The 19,363-nt window shown below is 48.6% G+C and carries 18 protein-coding genes; 12 read left to right on the forward strand and 6 right to left on the reverse strand.

Annotation, left to right across the window (positions count from 1 at the left end):
- Positions 1–85 precede the first annotated feature (85 nt).
- The gene (locus K7B07_RS15500) at positions 86–1,075 is read right to left on the reverse strand and encodes a sugar phosphate nucleotidyltransferase (protein ID WP_223711125.1); all 990 of its coding nucleotides are present in this window, start codon (positions 1,073–1,075) and stop codon (positions 86–88) included.
- 217 nt (positions 1,076–1,292) lie between these two features.
- Between K7B07_RS15500 and K7B07_RS15505 the strand changes: the two genes are divergently transcribed.
- The 5 genes from K7B07_RS15505 (at position 1,293) to K7B07_RS15525 (ending at position 6,447) form a co-directional block, all read left to right on the forward strand.
- Positions 1,293–2,564, forward strand: a complete 1,272-nt coding sequence (locus tag K7B07_RS15505) for a Na+/H+ antiporter (RefSeq protein ID WP_223711127.1) — start codon at positions 1,293–1,295, stop codon at positions 2,562–2,564.
- Between the two features lie 72 nt (positions 2,565–2,636).
- Positions 2,637–3,917 (forward strand): serine hydroxymethyltransferase, encoded by a 1,281-nt coding sequence (locus tag K7B07_RS15510; RefSeq protein WP_223711129.1) that lies wholly within the window; start codon positions 2,637–2,639, stop codon positions 3,915–3,917.
- Between the two features lie 68 nt (positions 3,918–3,985).
- Positions 3,986–4,408, forward strand: coding sequence for a DUF4293 domain-containing protein (locus tag K7B07_RS15515; RefSeq protein WP_223711131.1), 423 nt, complete (start codon positions 3,986–3,988; stop codon positions 4,406–4,408).
- 71 nt (positions 4,409–4,479) lie between these two features.
- Positions 4,480–5,358: a carbon-nitrogen hydrolase gene (locus K7B07_RS15520; protein WP_223711133.1), complete on the forward strand. Its 879-nt coding sequence runs from the start codon at positions 4,480–4,482 to the stop codon at positions 5,356–5,358.
- A gap of 33 nt (positions 5,359–5,391) precedes the next feature.
- A complete protein-coding gene (locus K7B07_RS15525; RefSeq protein WP_223711134.1) occupies positions 5,392–6,447 on the forward strand; it encodes an agmatine deiminase family protein in 1,056 nt (351 codons plus the stop codon).
- 4 nt (positions 6,448–6,451) lie between these two features.
- Here the strand turns inward: K7B07_RS15525 and K7B07_RS15530 are convergent, their stop codons facing one another.
- From K7B07_RS15530 to K7B07_RS15545, 4 genes are all read right to left on the reverse strand, one after another.
- Entirely contained in the window at positions 6,452–7,672 is a 1,221-nt protein-coding gene (locus tag K7B07_RS15530; protein ID WP_223711136.1) for an S-adenosylmethionine:tRNA ribosyltransferase-isomerase, read from the reverse strand.
- Positions 7,673–7,897: 225 nt separating this feature from the next.
- Positions 7,898–10,345, reverse strand: a complete 2,448-nt coding sequence (locus tag K7B07_RS15535; RefSeq protein ID WP_223711138.1) for a TonB-dependent receptor — start codon at positions 10,343–10,345, stop codon at positions 7,898–7,900.
- A gap of 272 nt (positions 10,346–10,617) precedes the next feature.
- The gene (locus K7B07_RS15540) at positions 10,618–10,824 is read right to left on the reverse strand and encodes a hypothetical protein (protein WP_223711140.1); all 207 of its coding nucleotides are present in this window, start codon (positions 10,822–10,824) and stop codon (positions 10,618–10,620) included.
- 127 nt (positions 10,825–10,951) lie between these two features.
- Entirely contained in the window at positions 10,952–11,548 is a 597-nt protein-coding gene (locus tag K7B07_RS15545) for a Crp/Fnr family transcriptional regulator (RefSeq protein ID WP_223711141.1), read from the reverse strand.
- Between the two features lie 94 nt (positions 11,549–11,642).
- Between K7B07_RS15545 and K7B07_RS15550 the strand changes: the two genes are divergently transcribed.
- The 5 genes from K7B07_RS15550 to K7B07_RS15570 all read left to right on the forward strand — a co-directional run bounded on the left by K7B07_RS15550 (position 11,643) and on the right by K7B07_RS15570 (position 15,030).
- A complete protein-coding gene (locus K7B07_RS15550) occupies positions 11,643–12,332 on the forward strand; it encodes an HAD family hydrolase (RefSeq protein ID WP_223711143.1) in 690 nt (229 codons plus the stop codon).
- 4 nt (positions 12,333–12,336) lie between these two features.
- Complete coding sequence (locus K7B07_RS15555) at positions 12,337–12,963, forward strand: chloramphenicol acetyltransferase (RefSeq protein ID WP_223711145.1); 627 nt, start codon at positions 12,337–12,339, stop codon at positions 12,961–12,963.
- A 47-nt stretch (positions 12,964–13,010) separates the two neighbouring features.
- Positions 13,011–13,493, forward strand: a complete 483-nt coding sequence (locus tag K7B07_RS15560) for a DinB family protein (RefSeq protein WP_223711147.1) — start codon at positions 13,011–13,013, stop codon at positions 13,491–13,493.
- A gap of 9 nt (positions 13,494–13,502) precedes the next feature.
- Positions 13,503–13,832, forward strand: coding sequence for an MmcQ/YjbR family DNA-binding protein (locus tag K7B07_RS15565; RefSeq protein ID WP_223711149.1), 330 nt, complete (start codon positions 13,503–13,505; stop codon positions 13,830–13,832).
- Positions 13,833–14,601: 769 nt separating this feature from the next.
- Entirely contained in the window at positions 14,602–15,030 is a 429-nt protein-coding gene (locus tag K7B07_RS15570) for a pyrimidine dimer DNA glycosylase/endonuclease V (RefSeq protein WP_223711150.1), read from the forward strand.
- A gap of 37 nt (positions 15,031–15,067) precedes the next feature.
- On the opposite strand, the gene abc-f is transcribed toward K7B07_RS15570, so the two are convergent.
- On the reverse strand, positions 15,068–16,669 hold the full coding sequence (abc-f, locus tag K7B07_RS15575) for a ribosomal protection-like ABC-F family protein (RefSeq protein WP_223711152.1): 1,602 nt from the start codon (positions 16,667–16,669) through the stop codon (positions 15,068–15,070).
- 472 nt (positions 16,670–17,141) lie between these two features.
- Between abc-f and K7B07_RS15580 the strand changes: the two genes are divergently transcribed.
- Entirely contained in the window at positions 17,142–17,636 is a 495-nt protein-coding gene (locus tag K7B07_RS15580) for a hypothetical protein (protein WP_223711153.1), read from the forward strand.
- A gap of 83 nt (positions 17,637–17,719) precedes the next feature.
- Positions 17,720–18,961, forward strand: a complete 1,242-nt coding sequence (locus tag K7B07_RS15585; RefSeq protein ID WP_223711155.1) for a dicarboxylate/amino acid:cation symporter — start codon at positions 17,720–17,722, stop codon at positions 18,959–18,961.
- Positions 18,962–19,363: the final 402 nt, after the last annotated feature.

The following is a 19,363-nucleotide window of genomic DNA, read 5'->3' on the forward strand; positions in this document are numbered from 1 at the left end:
CTTCAGGTTCCAATTGTAAATCTCAAATCCCAAATCCCAAGCCTCAAATCTCAAGTCTCAAGTCTGAAATCTCAACCCCCGGTGCTCATCCCAGATCAATACTCGTATTGTCTCCGATGTTCAGGCTCCGGGTCTCGCCTTTAATGCTGGAGTCGGAGCCGATGACGGAATGTTCCAGCACAATGTCAAACAAATTGGAGAAAGCTCCTACAATGGAGTTCCGGATAATAGACTGATCCAGGAAGGTATTTTCTCCAAGCGTTACATTCGGCCCGATGATGGAATTACGGATCACGCATCCGTTGCCGATGCTTACCGGAGGTACGATCACAGTATTCTCGAACTGGGAAGCGTCTGCGGTCGCCTTGTATTTTCTCAGGAGCGTGGCATTGGAACGCAGCAGGGTCTCTTTATTTCCCGCATCAAACCAGTTGTCTACCTTAAAGGCTTCGAATTTTACACCGTTCTGGATCATGCAATGCAGTGCGTCGGTAATATTGAATTCGCCGTGGGTAAGCAGTCCTTTACGGATATTGGAGGCCAGGCATTCGAAGAGGAGTTCGCTCTCCCGGATCTTATAGATGCCTACCATGGCCATGTTTGATTTGGGGATATGGGGCTTTTCCACAACGGATTCGATAAACCCGCTGTTATCGATCTCCGCCACACCGAAATCGCGCGGGTTATCCACCTTGCGGATACCGATCATGGAATGGTCACTGTTCAGCACTGCCGGTACATCATATTCACAGATGGTATCCCCCAGGGAGATAAACACCTCATCGCCTTCAACGATGTTGCGGGTAAGGTTTACTGCATGGCCGATACCCCGGCGCTCCTGCTGGCTTACATAGTGGGCCTGTATATCCGGATGATGTTCTTTCACATAATCGGAAATCTTATCACCCAGGAAGCCCACAATGAAAACAAACTCCTCTATACCGGCTTCTTTCAGCTGGTCGATGATAAAACTCAGCACGGTTTTACCGGCCAGGGGAATTAACGCCTTGGGTTGCGTATAACTTTGTGGTCGTAGTTTTGTTCCGGCTCCTGCTACAGGAATAATCGCCTTCATGTATTTAAAAAGTCGTTATGTTCGTTTAATTTTATCGGATGCTGAAAAACGGGCACCATCCCTGTTCCTTGGGAGCGTGAAGTTAAGTAATTTCTCCTTAAGGGAACCGGATGGTGCGGTAACCCGCAGACCAGAACCTGTAGCTCCTTTAAAAAACAGGTGGCTGTTGCAGGATTTTAATTTTAAAGGAGCATTATTTTAAAAACAATTGTAACCGATGGCCAATTACACGATCATACTGGTATTGCTGGGCTTAATGATACTGCTGAATGTAGTGGCGGAAAAAATAAAAACAGCTCCTCCCATCGTACTGATCGTTGCAGGCATTGCGGTAGGCTTTATTCCCTCCATGCCGGTGCCCGAGATCGATCCGGAAATTATTTTTTTATTATTTCTTCCTCCTTTGTTGTATGACGCGGCATTTAATATCCATTTCAGGGATTTCCGGGATAATATGGGAACCATCAGTGCACTGGCCATCGGGCTGGTGTTCCTCACCACTGCTGGTGTAGCGGTACTTTCGTATTACCTGATACCGGGTATGACCTGGCCCTTATCATTTGTGCTGGGCGCCATTTTGGCGGCTACGGATGCGGTGGCTGCCATCAGCATTACCCGCAACCTGGGTCTTCCGAAGCATACGGTTACCATACTGGAGGGCGAAAGCCTGATCAATGATGCTTCTGCGCTGGTGGCATACCGCTTTGCGGTAGCGGCCGTTATGGGAACCACTTTTGTATGGTGGAAAGCTTCGCTGACCTTTCTCCTGCTGATGGGCGGGGGCTTCCTGGTAGGACTGCTGCTGGGCAAGCTGCTGGCAGTGGTGCTGCGCTATGTGCGTAAAAGTGCCATGGCGGTGCTGGGTTTTACGCTTCTTGCGCCGTTCACTGCCTACCTGATCGCCGAAGAGCTCCAGGTATCCGGCGTTATCGCCGTGGTGGTTCTTGGTTTTAGTGTGTCCCGGCTGAGCGGGCTTCAGTTTTCCGCATCCTTGCGTCAGCAATCCAAAACCATTTGGGATGTGGTGGTATACCTGCTCAACGGACTGATCTTTATTTTTATCGGACTGGAATTCCCGGTGGTGATCCGCAATATCGATCCCTCGCGGTTCCTGCCGTATATCGGGTATGCCTTTCTGATCACGATCGTAACGATCCTGCTGCGGATGATGCGGGTCTTTGGTCAGAGAAGACGGCTTGAAAAAGGGTTTAAGGATCCGCGGCTGCAAAATTCGCGGAGGGCGGTCCGGGAATCGGCCCTGCTCAGCTTCCAGGAAAGCGTTATCATCAGCTGGTCCGGCATGCGGGGTATTGTTTCGCTGGCCATCGCCATCGGCCTGCCCCTGCATTTAAAAGATGGCAGCCCGCTGCCAATGCGGAATGATATTATATTTATTGCAACCGTAGTGGTGATCATTACGATACTCGGTCAGGGCCTGCTGCTGCCTTCCATTGTAAAGAACCTTACAAAAAAAGGAACGGGCGCATAACCGGATAACAGGGCGGGGAATTTTTCAACCCATAAACTTTTCAACATCCCCGTACCCCCTTAACTTTGCGCCATGCAACAGGATAATACAGTATTTGACCTTATCAATAAGGAACTAGACCGCCAGCGTAATGGCATTGAACTGATCGCTTCAGAAAATTTTGCTTCCCTGCCCGTGATCAAAGCAATGGGCACCGTACTGACCAATAAATATGCAGAAGGATACCCCGGAAAACGGTATTATGGTGGCTGCGAAGTAGTGGATGAGATCGAATCCCTGGCGATTGACCGTCTGAAAAAGATCTTTAACCTCAGCTGGGCCAACGTACAGCCACACAGTGGTGCCCAGGCAAATGCCGCTGTATTTTTTGCAGCGCTGAACCCCGGCGATAAAATAATGGGCCTGAACCTGAGTATGGGCGGGCACCTGACCCACGGCAGCCCCGTGAATTTCAGCGGGAAACACTACCAGGTGATCTCTTATGGTGTGGTTAAAGAAACCGGGCTGGTAGATTATGAAGACCTGGAAGCAAAGGCCCTGGCCGAAAAGCCCAAAATGATCATCTGCGGCGCTTCTGCCTACAGCCGCGACTGGGACTATGCCCGTATCCGCGCTGTTGCGGATAAGGTCGGAGCGTTGGTGATGGCCGATATCGCCCACCCCGCCGGACTGATCGCTGCCGGATTATTGAACGATCCTTTTGAACATTGTCATATCATTACCAGCACCACACACAAGACCCTGCGCGGGCCGCGTGGTGGTATCATCATGCTGCGTAACGATTTTGAGAATCCCTGGGGACATAAAGATCCCAAAGGCAATACCCGCACCATGAGCCAACTGCTGGACCTGGCCGTATTCCCGGGTATGCAGGGTGGTCCGCTGGAACATATTATCGCCGCCAAGGCTGTTTCCTTCGGGGAGATCTTATCCGATGACTGGAAAGCATACGGTAAACAAATCATCGCCAATGCACAGGCAATGGCTAAGGCATTTGTGGATAAAGGCTATAAGCTGATCAGCGATGGTACGGACAATCACCTGATGCTGATCGATCTCCGGAATAAAAATCTTACCGGGAAAAAAGCACAGGAAACACTGGATAAAGCCCATATCACCTTAAATAAGAATGCAGTTCCGTTTGATGATAAATCCCCGTTTGTAACTTCCGGGATCCGTGTGGGCGTGCCCGCGGTTACCACCCGGGGAATGAAGGAAGCCGATGTACAGCAGGTGGCGGAACTGATTGACCGGGTGCTGATGAATGCTGATGATGAAAACACCATTGCTTCAGTGAAGGAAGAGGTAAAGGTATTTATGCAACAATTTCCGTTGTATCCGGAACTGGGATAATTACTGTTTGAGATCTGAAACTCGGGGACCATCCCTTTGTAACGGATCCGAATCTTAAATCTTTCAACATGATCCAGAGAAAACAAACATTGTGGCTGCTGCTGTCCGTTATATGCGCCGGCTTTACGTTCAAGTATCCTTTTTATAACGGAACGGTAATCAATGGCACAGAAGGGGTAACGGGTGCGGAAGTTACGGCAACAGATAACATATGGCTGATGTTGCTTACCGGAGCCATCATCCTGCTGGGTGCTGCTGCTGTTTTTCTGTTTAAGAACCGCAAACTCCAGCTTCGGCTCACACTGGCAGGACTGCTGGCGTCAGCAGGACTGATCGCATTGTATATAAAATATATCAATAACTTCGAACCGGGCGGGCGGATCTCGTTGTCGGCATTGTTTACCGTGGGGATCGTCATCGGCTTTTTCTTTGCGATGAAAGGCATCCGCAGGGACCAGAAGCTGATCCGGGACCTGGACCGGCTGCGATAGCAACGTATACTTCAGGCGCCTCCTTAAAAGGCGCCTGTTTTTTTAATTAAAAAACCGATCAACATCATTATATGGCAAAAGTACAAGTGGGCCTGGTTCAGATGAGTTGCAGTGCTGACAAACAGCAGAACCTGGATAAGGCCATTGGAAAAATAAAGGAAGCAGCAGCAAAGGGCGCACAGATCGTGTGTTTACAGGAACTGTTCACATCGCTGTACTTCTGCGATGTGGAAGACTACGGAAATTTTAAACTGGCGGAACCCATACCGGGGCCATCCACGGATGTATTAAGCCAGGTGGCAAAAGAGCTGGGTGTGGTGATCATTGCCTCTCTTTTTGAGAAAAGGACGGAAGGGTTGTACCATAATACCACGGCTGTGCTGGATGCAGACGGCAGCTATCTGGGCAAATACCGGAAAATGCATATACCCGATGATCCGGCGTATTATGAAAAATTTTATTTTACACCCGGAGACCTGGGGTACAAGGTATTCAAAACAAAATTTGCTGCTATTGGTGTGCTGATCTGCTGGGATCAGTGGTATCCTGAAGGGGCGCGCATTACCAGCCTGATGGGTGCAGAGATCCTGTTCTATCCTACCGCCATCGGCTGGGCCACCAGTCAGGATGAGGCTACGAATAAGGAACAATACAACGCCTGGCAGACCATCCAGCGCAGTCATGCCGTTGCGAATGGTGTGCATGTAGTCAGTGTGAACCGCGTGGGACTGGAGCAGAATGGAGCCATGCAGTTCTGGGGTGGATCATTTATTTCCAATCCATTCGGGTCGCTGGACTACCTGGCTTCGCACGACAAAGAAGAAGTACATGTACAGGAGCTGGACCTTTCCAAAACCGATACCTACCGTACCCACTGGCCATTCTTAAGAGACCGGCGGATCGATTCGTATGCTCCTATAACAAAGCGCTACATTGATGATGAAGCGTGAGAACAGATTTTTTACCCCTAAAAAACAGATACGTTGAATACAACTGCAGCAGCAACCCCAAAGGAACTGGGGTATCAGTTTCCCGCTGAATGGCATCCGCATGAAGCCACCTGGCTGAGCTGGCCACATAAGGAAGCTTCCTGGCCGGATAAGATCCATACTATTTATCCATATTATGCTCAGTTCGTTAAGGAGCTGGCAGCCGGAGAAAAAGTGTGCATCAATGTTGCCGATGTGGCGATGAAAGCCGCTGCAACCGGTCATCTGGAGGCTGCCGGTACCGACTTGAAGAAAGTGGAATTCTTTTATCATCCTACCAATGATGCCTGGTGCAGGGATCACGGCCCGGCCTTCCTGATCAATCCTGAAGCGGCTGTTAAAAAAGTTATTGTGGACTGGGGCTACAATGCCTGGGGCGATAAATATCCGCCCTATGACCTGGACGACGTGATCCCTACAAAAATAGGAGCGCATTATAATATCCCTGTTTTTCATCCGGGGATTGTTATGGAAGGCGGTTCTGTTGAATTTAATGGTAAGGGAACCATTCTCACTTCAACAGCCTGTTTGCTGAACGAGAACCGCAACCCCCATTTAAACCGGGAGCAGATCGAAACCTATTTACACAATTATTATGGAGCGGAGCAGGTGTTGTGGGTGGATGAAGGTATTGCTGGTGACGATACGGACGGACATATTGATGACACCATCCGATTTGTAAACGGAGACACCGTACTGGCAGTAGTAGAAGAAGATAAAACAGACGAGAACTATCTGCTCCTGCAACAGAACCTGAAGCAACTGAAGGCGATGCGCCTGTTAAACGGCAAACAACTTACTATTATTGAACTGCCGATGCCGGAAGCAGTGATATGGGAAGAGCAGCGCCTGCCGGCGTCCTATGCTAATTTTTACATTGCCAACCAGGCCGTCATTGTACCCACATTCCGTAGTAAATACGACGATAAGGCGCTTCGTATTATTGAAGCAGCATTCCCGGATCGTAAAGTAGTTGGGATCGATTCTACAGAAATTATCTGGGGGCTGGGAAGCTTTCATTGCCTGAGCCAGCAGGAGCCGGCGGTTTAACCGGTTAGCGGGTGCGCCATAAAAGACTCCCGTCGCCATAACTCAAAAACCGGAACTGATGCTGTAAGGCATAGTCATACACCCGCTTCCAGTCGTCCCCGATAAACGCAGCTACCAATAACAGAAGGGTGGAGGAAGGTTGATGGAAGTTGGTCACAAGCGCATCGGCGATCTTAAAAAAATAACCGGGTGCAATGATGATCTGCGTTTTGGCCACCAGTGTTGTAAACTGCCGCTCTGCAAGATAATCGAGCAATGCCCGCAATGCATCCGCTACCGGGTAGTGCTGCAACGGTAATTCATACGGTTCCCATTGACGGAGTTGCGGGAGATCATTTCCAAAACAATTTTTATCCTGCAATAACTTTGCGCCCAGCCAGTACAGGGATTCCAGGGTTCTCAGGGAGGTGGTGCCCACTGCTATCAGCGGCTGCTGCTGGGCAATGATCTTTTGAATGAGTGCTGCCGGAACAGAAAAGAATTCTGCATGCATCTCGTGATCCTTCATCACCGCTGCTTTAACCGGCTTAAAAGTGCCGGCTCCAACATGCAGGGTCACAAAATCGGTCTGGATATTTTTCTGTGTTAATTTTTGCAGCACCTCTTTGGTAAAATGCAGACCCGCGGTGGGTGCAGCTACAGAACCATCATGAGCGGCATAAACGGTCTGGTAACGTTCCAGATCTTCTTTTTCTGCATTTCTTTTTATATAGGGGGGCAGGGGGATCTGTCCGGTTAAATGCAGAATTTCTGCAAAGCTCCATGCTTCGGGTGTCCAGCTGAGTTCGATCAGAAAACTATCCGTCCGTTTTTCCATAAGACGTGCTTCCAGCAATGCACCTTCAACAGCGCAGGTGAGCACCTGACCCTCTTTCCATTTGGCCGCGCCACCCACCATACAAAGCCAGAGCACTTTTCCCTGCTGCGCCATGGCAGTGGTAATGTCCGCATAGCTTTCCGATGGTTCGAGGCAAAAGATCTCGATCACGCCCCCGGTAGGTTTTTTAAAAAGCAACCGGGCTTCCACCACTTTGGTATTATTGAAAATGGCAAGTGCCCCTTCAGGCAGATGCCGGTCGATCTGTTGATAGGTATCTTCTGACAGTTGTCCGTTTTTGTAAAGCAGCAACTTTGACTGGTCGCGCTCCGGTAACGGGAAAAAAGCAATTTTCTCTTCGGGAAGTTCGTAGGCGAAATCAGCAATATTCAGGTCCTTCGGATGCAAAATAAATCAGGTTTAAAATAAAGCGCAAGTTACTTTATTTTACCGGAACGGTTGCCTTGCCCCGGCAATGGCCTGAGTGCGTACAGCAGAAAGTCAGAAATTTTTTACAATAAGCGTTTTCTTAAAAAAGAAACGAACATTTCTTGTATGCGATATTGCTTTTCCATAGGAACGTCAGGGCCGGTCGGTAGGAAAACTGTTGCCGGAACTGGTTGCAGGTAAGACCTAGAATTCTTTTTCCCCTATCTCGCTTTGCGGAAGGCTGATCTTCCGGTTGCGGCGGGAGAGATTGAATCCCAGCGATAACTGGAACTGATCGGGCTCATAGATGTAATTGGTGGTAGTGTAAAAATCGGCACCATAAGTAGTGATCCGCTGACGGTTGGATTCCTTCATGCCTGCATCGATGTTCAGCCATTGCAGCTGGAAATACCAACGCTTGTCTTTTGTTGTTTTTTTTACCAGGAAATGCGGCGTTAAAAAGCGGCTGTCCTCGCCCTGGGCGGTCACCCGTTCTGAAAGATAATTTACACTAAGCTGCAACAGCCAGTTGGCGGGCAGCGTAAAAGTCTGACTGGTGTTGATCGTATATACCCAACTGTTGTTGGACACCGGCAATGTTCCGTCAAAAATAGAACCGGAGATCTTGTAACGATACACATTGCCTCCCAGTACACATTGCCACCAGGGCGTTACAGCAATACTGAGGTTGGTTTCTATACCTGTTTGAAATGCATTGCCGGCGTTGGTGAACACTCGGTTCAGGATAGAATCATTGTATACTTTGTTAACCCGCTGAATGGGATTTTTAGTACGCTGATGATAAAACGTCAGAAAAAAGGAACCCCCGGCCAGTTTTTGTTCCCACCCCAGCTCATAGGTGCCGATCAGCTCCGGCAACAGGTTGGGATCGCCCTGTTCCAGTGTTTCGGAATGTTCCCGCTCCGGAAAGGGGTTCAGTTCATAATTGTTTGTGCGTTTGATCCTGCGGTTATACCCGAGCTTGATTGCCGCCTGTTCCGTAAGCGCATAGCGGAACTGTGCGGCAGGGAAGAAGTTGTTTAATAACAGCCGTTGCTTTTTTTCATTTTTTGAGAACATCAGATCCCGTTCAGAATATTCCAGCCGTCCGCCCAGGTTATAGTTTAATTTATGGACCTGGCCATTTGCCTGAACATACCCGGCATGTATCCGGTTATTAGTTTTTACATGACTGGTAAATTCAGGATCCGTTACATAGTCAGGTGTTCCCGGGATTTTTGTATAATATAAAAAATTTCCGTCCTGAACATCATACCGGTACTGATATCCTGTTTGCAGCGTGTGCTGTTGTCCCAGTTTTTGTGTATAATCGGCTTTCAGCCGGATGGCGTTCAGCGGGTTGGTATTAGGATTGTGGGTGAATTGTAGGGTGTCTGAAGTATTGGGGTAATAAAGATTCCGGTTATAGGTATTGCCCGAAAGCCCGGCATGTTCGTAAAGCGCAGAAACCGCAAGACTGGAATTCTTACTGAACCGGTGGGTATAATCCAGGCTCGCAAGACTGAACAGCCCTTCCTTTTCCTGCGTATTGGCGTTATAGTAGGTGAACGGGGCAAAGACCGTTCCTGTTTGAATATCCTGGCGGTAATTGTTATAAAGCAGGTCGGCTTCCCGCAACTGGAATTTTTTACCGATGTAAAAGCCCGCACTGACCAGGTTATTGACATTTGTCTGATAGCTTGCCGCAAGCCGTCCCCCATAATTGTAACGCTTAAAACTCCGCTCCCCGTTGGAAGGGAATGCGGTTTTTATCCCGTTGCGAATGGTATATACGTCGCCCTCACGATACCCCGCAATATCATTTCTCAGGTAATTGAGCCCTCCGCTTATATCCCATTTGTTTTTGCGGTAGCCGGCAGTAATATCGGCTCCAAAACGCTGCGGGGTATGAGCATTGTCAAAGTCCTTCACGGGGGGTAAACCATACAAAACACTGGATTGCAGCATCCATCCATCCTCAATTCCGGTTTTGGTGATGATATTGATAATGCCGGCTTTCCCATCTGCATCATAAGCTGCCGAGGGGCTGGTAATGGTCTCCACATTTTCAATAGCAGCAGCAGGTAATTGGCCCAGCATGGTAGCCGGGTCGCCCTGGGTGGGTTTACCATTGATCAGTACCAGGAAACTGGATGAACCTCTGAAGCTGATCTCCCCCAGCGCATTTACCGATACGGACGGCAGGTTGCGGATCACATCAATGCCGGTTCCGGAAGCTGCATTTCCAAACTGTGCTGCATTATATACCTGGCGGTCTACCCGGAAACTTACAGGAGGTTTTTTCCCCTGCACCACAATAGCCTCCAGTGATGTGGCATCGTTTTGCAGATAAACAGTACCAATATCGCCGGCCGCTGATGGTGAAGGAAGCACTATTGTTCTGGGGCGGTAGCCGGTAAAAGAAACAATCAGGGTGGAGGGCCCCCCGGAAGGCACCTGCATCCGGAAGCTCCCGTTCTTTTCAGATCTGACTACAGGAGCCGGTTGATGGTCGGTCAAAAGAGTTATAGTAGCGGCCTCCAGCGGAAGGCGGGTCGTACTGTCTGCAACCGATCCCGTAACGGTATGTTGTTGTGCCTGCAGCTGCAGGCAAAAAATGAGGGCAAGGAACACTCCTGAATATCTGTTCATAGCTATGATAAGTCTGGCAATACGGAATCAATATTGCCGCAAATATAGCAAAATAGGGTACTGCGAAGCAAACCTTAACTGTAACAGCAGGTAAAGGCAGCTTAATGCATGATGCAATGAACGGACGCCGGAAGATGTTCTGCCCACAGGTGCTGGGATGTCTGCCGCCCGCACATCTCTTTGCAAAAATCGGCATGCTTGCACAAAGGAATAATACCACCCGGCTGTAGCCGGAGGTGCAGCGCTTCTGTTGGTGAATATGCGGCGTGCGGCTAACTGGTAACGGCCGTTGTTGCAGAACGGATGTCTTCAACAGCATGTTCCGTCAGCCATTGCCGGAAGGACGCGCTGTTCTCGGGCCGGAAATGAATGATGGCGCCGGAGGTAAGTAAAATGGTAAAAATGCCGGAGGCTTCAATAAATTTATTCAGTGTAGGAGCAGCATATTCGAATTCGGGATAATGACTGGTATTATTCATGTACACGGGTTTGCGGTTTTAACAAAAGGGTGCAGGGCTTTTTTGATTAAAAGTAAACGGTTAATATGAAAAAAACAATATTAATTTTCCCGGAATTTTATTGGTGAAAGAGGGGCAAACCGCTCTTTTATTCCGACTGTTGCTGGGCCGTACCAGATCGTACCTGCACGCTTTTGAGCACCCTGTTCAAACTCCGGGGGGTAATGCCGAGGTAAGCCGCCATGTCCTCCTTGGAAAACTGCAGTTGCTGCTTCGACTGAAACTCCAGCAGTCGTGTTACACTGTGCTCCAGGGTATACAATTGCTGAAAAGCCGCCCGGCTGGAGGTATTGACGATCCGTTCCGCAAACACATCCAGCAGCAACCGGTTCAGCTGCGGATCTTTTTCCAGTAGGGCATTGAAAAAAGGGATAGAGATCGTGTAGGCCTGTACTTCGGTCAGCGCCTGCACGGAGCAAAGGCAGGGAAGCTGACGGAGTACTTCAATTTCCCCCATGATCTCACCTCTCCCTGAGAATTCGAGGATATACTCCTTCCCATTGTCTTCGCTGAAAAATACCTTGCTGATGCCCTCTTTCAATACATAAACCCTGGCACCGGCGCTGCCCTGCCGCAACAGCATGGTTCCTTCCGGAACGATTTTGAACTGAAAGTGTTCCTTACGCGTTTCACCGGCGTAAAGCGTTTCGATGTAGGATAAAAAACGATCATTGGTTCTAAGCATAACCGGGCAGGACAAATGTCCTTTTTCTGCAGCAATCCTTTACGGATTTTTGCGTGGTCAACAGATGAATGAATTGTAAAATACAAAAACAAAGATGCTTCACAAAATAAAAACCATTGCCTTTGATACGGATGATACGCTGTGGGAAAATGAGTCGTACTTCCGGGAAGCAGAACAGCATTTCTGTGCGTTGCTGAACAACTACCTGCCACACCATGCGGTAGCACAGGAACTATTACGTACGGAGATGAAAAACCTGCCGTTGTATGGCTATGGCATCAAAGGATTTATGCTTTGCATGATCGAAACCATCGATACGGTGACCGGAGGAATGGCTTCCCCGGGGCTGACACGTAAGGCGATCGAGATCGGACATGAATTACTGCAGCGGCCGGTGGTGTTACTGCCGGGAGTGGAGGAAACGCTGGACCGCCTGACAGGAAGGTACCGGCTGGTAATGGCCACCAAAGGTGATCTGCTGGATCAGGAACGCAAACTTGAAAAGTCGGGATTGGCCGGTGCTTTTCACCACATCACGATTATGAGCAACAAAAAGCCGGCAGACTACCGGAAATTATTAACACAGCTGGATTGTGAGCCGGATTGTTTTTTAATGCTTGGAAATTCCGTCCGGTCGGATGTATTGCCGGTGCTGGAGTTGAACGGTTATGCCGCACACATTCCCTGCCATACCACCTGGGTGCATGAACAACATGAAGAAAGGGTGGAACATCCCCGCTTTTTGCAGCTGGAAACAATTGAACAGATCTTAAATTATCTCTGAAACTATGCGGACTCGTATCAACCTGGACAACTGGAACAGGAAGGATCATTTTCTCTTTTTTAAACAATTTGAAGAGCCTTTTTTCGGGGTGACACTTGAGGCAGACTGTACCCGGGCCTATGCACGGGCAAAACAGCAGGGAGGTTCATTTTTCCTGTTCTACCTGTATGCAGCGCTGAAAGCGGCGAATGAAACCGAGCCTTTCCGGTACCGTATACACGGGGAGGATGTATACAGTTATGATGTGGTACATGCTTCCCCGACGATCAACCGGCCGGACGGAACCTTCGGATTTGCATACCTTGATTATAACCCGGATGAAATGCTGTTTTACAGGCAGGCACAGCCGGTACTGGAAACCGTACGGCAGTCGAAAGGGCTGGTGCCCGCAGTCTCGGGTGAAAATGTGATCCATTTTTCAGCGCTGCCCTGGCTGAACTTTACAGCATTATCGCATGCGAGGTGTTTTCATTTTCCCGACAGCTGCCCCAAGATCTCATTTGGAAAATTGGCAGGACCACAGGGTGAAAAGAGAATGCCGGTATCCGTACATGTGCATCACGGGTTGATGGATGGTTACCACGTGGGGCAGTTTGCGGACCGTTTTCAGCAATTACTGGATGAGGCGTAACCGGCGCAGGGAGATCCTGCCGGCTAAAAGTTTTGTACATTTAGACGATGGAACCCAAAATAAAAAAGATAAAAAATCTCCGGCAGTTCCTGCTGAACCAGGTCAGTGGGCTGAGCGTCGAACAGCTCAATACCATACCTACATCCTTTAGTAACAATATCATCTGGAACCTGGGAAATTTGCTTTCGGCTCAGCATACCGTTTGTTATAGCAGGGCGGGTCTGCCCGCTATGGTAGAAGAACGGTACCTGCTTCCGTTTCTTCCGGGTACAAGGCCGGAAGCATTTGTAGCAGCACCTGAGATAGAAATGGTAAAAGAATTGCTGATCAGCACCACGGATCAGCTGCAGCTCGATTATGACCAGCGCCGGTTTGATAATTATACGCCCTCTGCGATGATCCCGAAAGTGTATGGCTTTGAGATTACCAATATCGACGAAGCGCTGGAATATTTATTGTATCATGAAGGCTATCATTCCGGTTGTATCCGTGCATTAATGACGCTGGTGCAGGATACCGGTAACCCGTAAAGAACGACAATGATATCTGAGAAAATGTTTATGGAAATGGCCCTCTCTTTCCCGGGAACAGAAGCTTATCCGCATTTTGACCGGATCGGGCTCAAGGTGACCGGAAGGCGTATGTTTGCCTCTTATTGGGCCAAAGACAATACCACCAATATTTTTCTGACCACGGAAGAGCAACGCATTTTTTGTGAAATGGATCCGGAGCATGTTTATCCCGTGCCTAATAAATGGGGCGAGAAGGGCGCTACCACCTTTGTACTGGATACCGTTGCGAGGGAAATAGTAATGGAAGCGCTGCTGTCGGCTTATAATGAAATCATGCAGACCAAAAAACGGAAATGATTTTGCCGGGAGGCCGCCAAACAAAAGCTACCTGAAATAAAAAAGGCCTGCCCTGAAAAGAGCTGGCCGTTGCTAACCTATGAAAAACACTAAGCCAAAGTTACGAAGAAATCCGTATATAAAAGTTTTATTTAATAAAAAAACATTTTTTTATTAGACCTACCTCTCAGGATAACTGACTGCAAATGAATGCGCAGAAGGTATATGTGGGAAGAACAGCTGAAATTGATAACGGGAATCGTATACCGGCTGAATCAGGATTACAGTACAAATGGCCGTTGCCTCAATAGAAAAAAGACGCCCGTTGGCGGCGCCTTTAAAGTTTATTTTTACATATTTGTATTATGCAGGTGTTGTTTTTATTTTCTGCAAATAGTTTTTTGCATCTTCTACTTTTGGGGAAACAATACTTTGCCCTTAAGCCTGGCAGCAACTAAAGACAAAAGCCCGGCTTCGGTTACTTTCACCATCTTTTTTGATCCTGTCTTTTTAGTTTTCGCACAGTAAAGTTATATAGGTTTTGAGCAAGAATCCTTCAGTGTTCTGCAAATGGTATTTCTGCTGATATACTAATTTTTTTTAATTAGTTGAAGTCCGCTGGCAATGTGCCGATGGTTTACAAATACAGATAGAAGCATGGTTAGCAGATAACCTATATGTCCTGTCTGCCAGCCGTCCGATCTCCCCGCTGCGAAATGCCCGCTGTTGTAGCAATAGCAGGAAGAAAATCCTACATTTGATTTTTAAAAAATTTTACAGACCACACAACATGCGTATCTGGTCCCTGCACCCCAAATATCTTGATGCGAAAGGCATCGTTGCCCTCTGGAGGGAAACGCTCCTGGCAAAGCAGGTGCTGGAAGGTAAAACGAAGGGGTATAAAAATCATCCCCAGCTGGACCGGTTTAAAAAACTGAAAAGGCCGCTGGATGCGATCAATGCCTACCTGGCCACGGTTTATGAAGAAGCGCTGGCGCGCGGTTATTCTTTTGATCAGACAAAGATCAACCGGCCGTTTTCAAGAACCCGGATCCTCGTAAACAGCGGGCAACTGGAATATGAATTCCGTCATCTGCTGAAGAAGCTGGAAGTGAGGGATCCGGAACGGCTAAAACAATTGCAGGGACTGAAAAGTATAGAACCCAACCGGATCCTGACCGTTACGGAAGGCGGCATCGAAGCCTGGGAAATCCTGTAACAAGCGCGGCACGCGGTAATGTACGGATGGGGATCTGTCAGCTTTCTGCCTTTTTCAGAGTTACCGTTTTTTCTATATGTACCTCCCTCAAAAAATGTTCGTCATGCGATACAACGATCAGTGTTCCCCGGTATTCATTGATGGCCGCTGTTAGTATTTCAATATTCTGCAAATCGAGATTATTGGTAGGCTCATCAAGAATGATCATATCAGGAGCACGGTTGCTGATCGTGATACAGCAAAGCATCAGCCGCATTCTTTCGCCGCCGCTGAGCGCCTTGCAGGATTTATCCCAGCTGTCTTTGGTAAATAAGAACCGGCTCAGCCGGATCTTGATCTCATGTTCCTGGAGCGACCCGGTATTGAAACGTTGCGCCTGTTGGTAAACTGTGATGCCATTATCGATCAGGGAATAATCCTGATCAATATACACTGCGGTGCTTTCGGCTTTAGAGATGCTTCCTGTTTGCGGTGTTAAAGTGCCCAGTATGCCATTTATCAGCGTGGTTTTGCCGGCACCGTTGGTACCTTTCAGGGCCAGCCGCTCGCCGCTGACGATCTCCAGGTCCAGTGCTTCACTCCAGAGTGGGAGGCCGTTATAGCTGAAGTTGAGGGCTGTCGCGGCAAAAAGGATCTTGCCGGTATGTAGGGTGGAATGATCAAAGCCGAATTTCATTTTATCCGTTTCCGGCAGTTCCGAACGCAGGTCCTGCAATTCCTGCGAAATACCGCCGATCTTTTCCGCATGAACGCTTTTGAGCTTTGAGGTGCTTTTCTCCGCGTTGTTGCGGAGGGTATTCATCATGATGCGGGCAACGCCGGCCTTTTCCTGTTTGCCTTTTCCGCGGGCATCCAGTTTCTGCTGGCGTTCCATCGTTTCCCGTTCCTTTTCTTTTGCTTTGCGGAGTGCTTTCTCTTTGTTTTGTATGTCCTGGTTCAGTGCCTCACGCTCCGCTTGCTTTTGTTCGGCATAAAAATCATAGTTTCCGCCATAGCTGGAGAGCCCGCGTTTACTGAGCTCGCATACCCTGTTGAGAAGGTTCAGCAGCTCCCGGTCGTGACTAACGATGATCAATGTGGCGGCGGTGGTGCGGATGAACTGGTACAACAGTTGCCGGCCTTCGGCATCCAGGTGATTGCTGGGTTCATCCAGCAACAGCAGTTCCGGCTGACGGATACTCATCCCCGCAAGAAAAACCTTTGTTTTCTGTCCGCCGCTTAAGGTTTCCATCGGACGGGAAAGATCAAGATGGTCCAGTCTCCAGGAGGTCAGGACTTCGGTGCACCGCTCCTCAATGGTCCAGTCGTCATCAAGTACGGTAAAGTGCTCTTCCGAAGTATCTCCGTTCAGGATGGCACGGAGGGCAGTCCGTTTTTGCTCCACACCCAGTGCCTGCGCAATGGTATAATGGTTGTACTGGCCGAATACCTGCGGGATATAGCAGGGGACAGCCGCTGTAATGATCTGCCCTCCGGAAGCAGGGAGCCTGCCCGCGATCATTTTAAGCAGGGTAGACTTGCCCGCGCCGTTATTGCCGATCAGCGCGATCTTATCATGCGGGTTCACATTGAGGTGAACATTGCTGAACAGTATTTCTTTATCAGGATGGGTGTAGGAGAGGTTTTGAAGTATTAACATAGCTCTTTCTTTAAGGATAAACGAATCGGCGCGCCCCTGGCGGTCCGTGTCTGAAGTACTTAAAAGAAAGAAATTCCTACATTTTCTATATTGAATGATAAATGGTGAGCCGCAAAGGTACGATTTTTATTGAACTGGCAGAATGACCCATGTTTTGAAGCCCTGGTGATGGTTGTTTTCTGCTTATTTTTGAAGGATGATAGCCGCAGAACTATAATTATATGAGGAAACTTTTTTTAACAGCGGGCTGCTGCCTGCTGATCGTATGGAAAACGCTGGCACAGCCGGGAAATCAAAGCGTATTCACTGTAACCGGATCTGAAGCCGGATCATGAATATGAATTCCTGGTATCGGGGAGAAGCTTTGTTTCTGCAGAAGGCCGCTGATCCCGGAAATGGTGCGATGGCTTTCGGCAGGAATTTTGTTTAAATTTACAGTGCCGCATTTGCCGGAATACCCAAAAGAAAATATATGAAAAAGAATACAGTGGTTTTGTTACTGCTTTTTTGCTTAGGATTCGCCGGTTGCAGCGGCTGTCATTTCAGTAAGGGCGTCAAGAAAGACCTTACAACCGGGCTAACCTATGAGTATAACGGACTTGGTGTAACAGATGTATTCCTTACTGACGGGAACAAAAGGCTGACCAGCAATAAAGTGCCCCTGGGCAGTAAGGTGGTGCTGGCTGCTGATGGGGTGGACTATTTCACACAAAAAGAAGGCAAGGTTTTTCCGGGATGCCACATGAAAGTGACCGATAAAGCAGGGAATGCAGTGCTGGATCTTCCGGATCTGTTTGAACAGTATAAGGAGGGGGTGGTACCTTCTGAGGCCCGTACGATCACTGCCACTTTTACAACAGGCAACCCGATGGTTGCCGGAGCTTCCTATCATTTAGAAGTGGATGTTTTTGACAAACTGAACCAGGAGAACCGCCTGAAAGCCGCTGTGGACCTTCTTGCCCAATAAAACGGGAACAAAGAATACTGTCCGGCGCAAAACAGGGTGGATGAAAAAAAATCCGGTTTCAATTTATAAGAACAGATCTGGATATGACAAGATTTTCTGGGAAACAATTATGGGATAGCTATGCCAGCATTATTTTGTTGCTGGCCGGTATGCTGGTGGGAGGCATCACCGGGGTGCTTTTTCCCGGAATCGTCACCTATCTGAAACCAGTGGGAGATGTATTCCTGAACCTGCTTTTTGTTACAGTGGTACCCCTGGTATTTTTTGCCATTGCAGTGGCAGTGGCTGCCATTGAGCAGAAGAACCGGCTGGGGCGCGTACTTGCGGCTATGGCGGTTACCTTTCTTGTTTTTATTTTACTGGCAGCGTTGTTTACGGTACTGATGGCCTATTTATTTCCGCTGGCAAAACCTGCACTGGAGCAGGGAGCTGTTGCCGGGATGGAAGAAGGCGATCATAAAACCTGGGGGGAACGGCTGGTGACCTTTTTTACCGTAGGCGAGTTCTACCAGTTGTTATCGCGGCAGAATATGCTGGCATTGCTGGTGTTTTCTTTTTTACTGGGAACAGCGGTCCGGAAATCGGGGCAGCCGGCAAAGCCCTTTTATGATTTTTTGGTGGCGGGCAATGAAGTGATGAAGCAGCTGTTGCTGCTGATCATGAAAGGCGCTCCAATAGGGCTGGGGGCTTATATTGCCTACCAGGCTGCCGATCTGGGACCCCAGTTGTTCGGGTTCTATGCAAAGCCAATGGCATTGTATTACGGAACCGGCATCCTGTATTTCTTTATCTTTTTTACTTTGTATGCATTCATTGGTAATGGCCGCGCGGGAGTGCGGTTGTTCTGGAAAAACAATATCGTGCCTTCGCTTACAGCGGTCAGCACCTGTAGCAGCCTGGCTACTATGCCTGCCAACCTCATCGCAGCAGAGCGGATCGGCATCCCCGCCCCGGTTGCAAATGTGGTCATTCCCCTGGGTACCACCCTGCATAAAAACGGCTCTTCCATTTCTGCCATCGTAAAGATCTATGTGGTGTTCCAGATGCTGGGCTGGGATTTTTTTGCCCCCCATAACCTGTTGCTGGCATTGGGTATCACCGTATTGTGCAGCATGGTGGAGGGGGGAATCCCCAACGGCGGCTATATCGGGGAGCTGCTGATGATCTCGGCCTATCACCTGCCCAAGGAAACGATCCCGGCCGTAATGATCATTGGTACCCTGGTAGATCCGCTGGCCACCATCCTGAACGCAACCGGTAATACGGTAGCTGCAATGGTGGTTACCCGGCTTACCGGTGAAAAATTCCGCCCCTCATCTTCCTGACGTCTGTTCCTTCAGCGGTCGTCCCGGCTACCTGCGTTTCTTATACCTGGAAAAAATGGCCAAAACGGCCCAAATGTGGATAAAACCAAAAGAATGCCCCCGGCCGGTTACATGAATGAGTAACCGGCTGAATTTTAGTAAGATATAATGAGAATTTTTCAGCGGTCCGTTCGCGGATTGCACATTTTTTGCAGATATTTGTGTGGGTTTTGCACATATATTCACATTATATCCACATGAAAAACTTCCAAGCAGTCGTTCAAAACGATGAAACTTAATACAGGACTGCATTTCAGCGCATTTTAATTTGTGGATAAATGAATTGGTGTTAAATTTGGTATGTAAGTGGGAAAAAGTGTTATTTTGTGTTAGTTTAGTAAATATTTAAATAACTCCCGGTTT

Source organism: Niabella beijingensis, from assembly GCF_020034665.1.
Taxonomy (GTDB): domain Bacteria; phylum Bacteroidota; class Bacteroidia; order Chitinophagales; family Chitinophagaceae; genus Niabella; species Niabella beijingensis.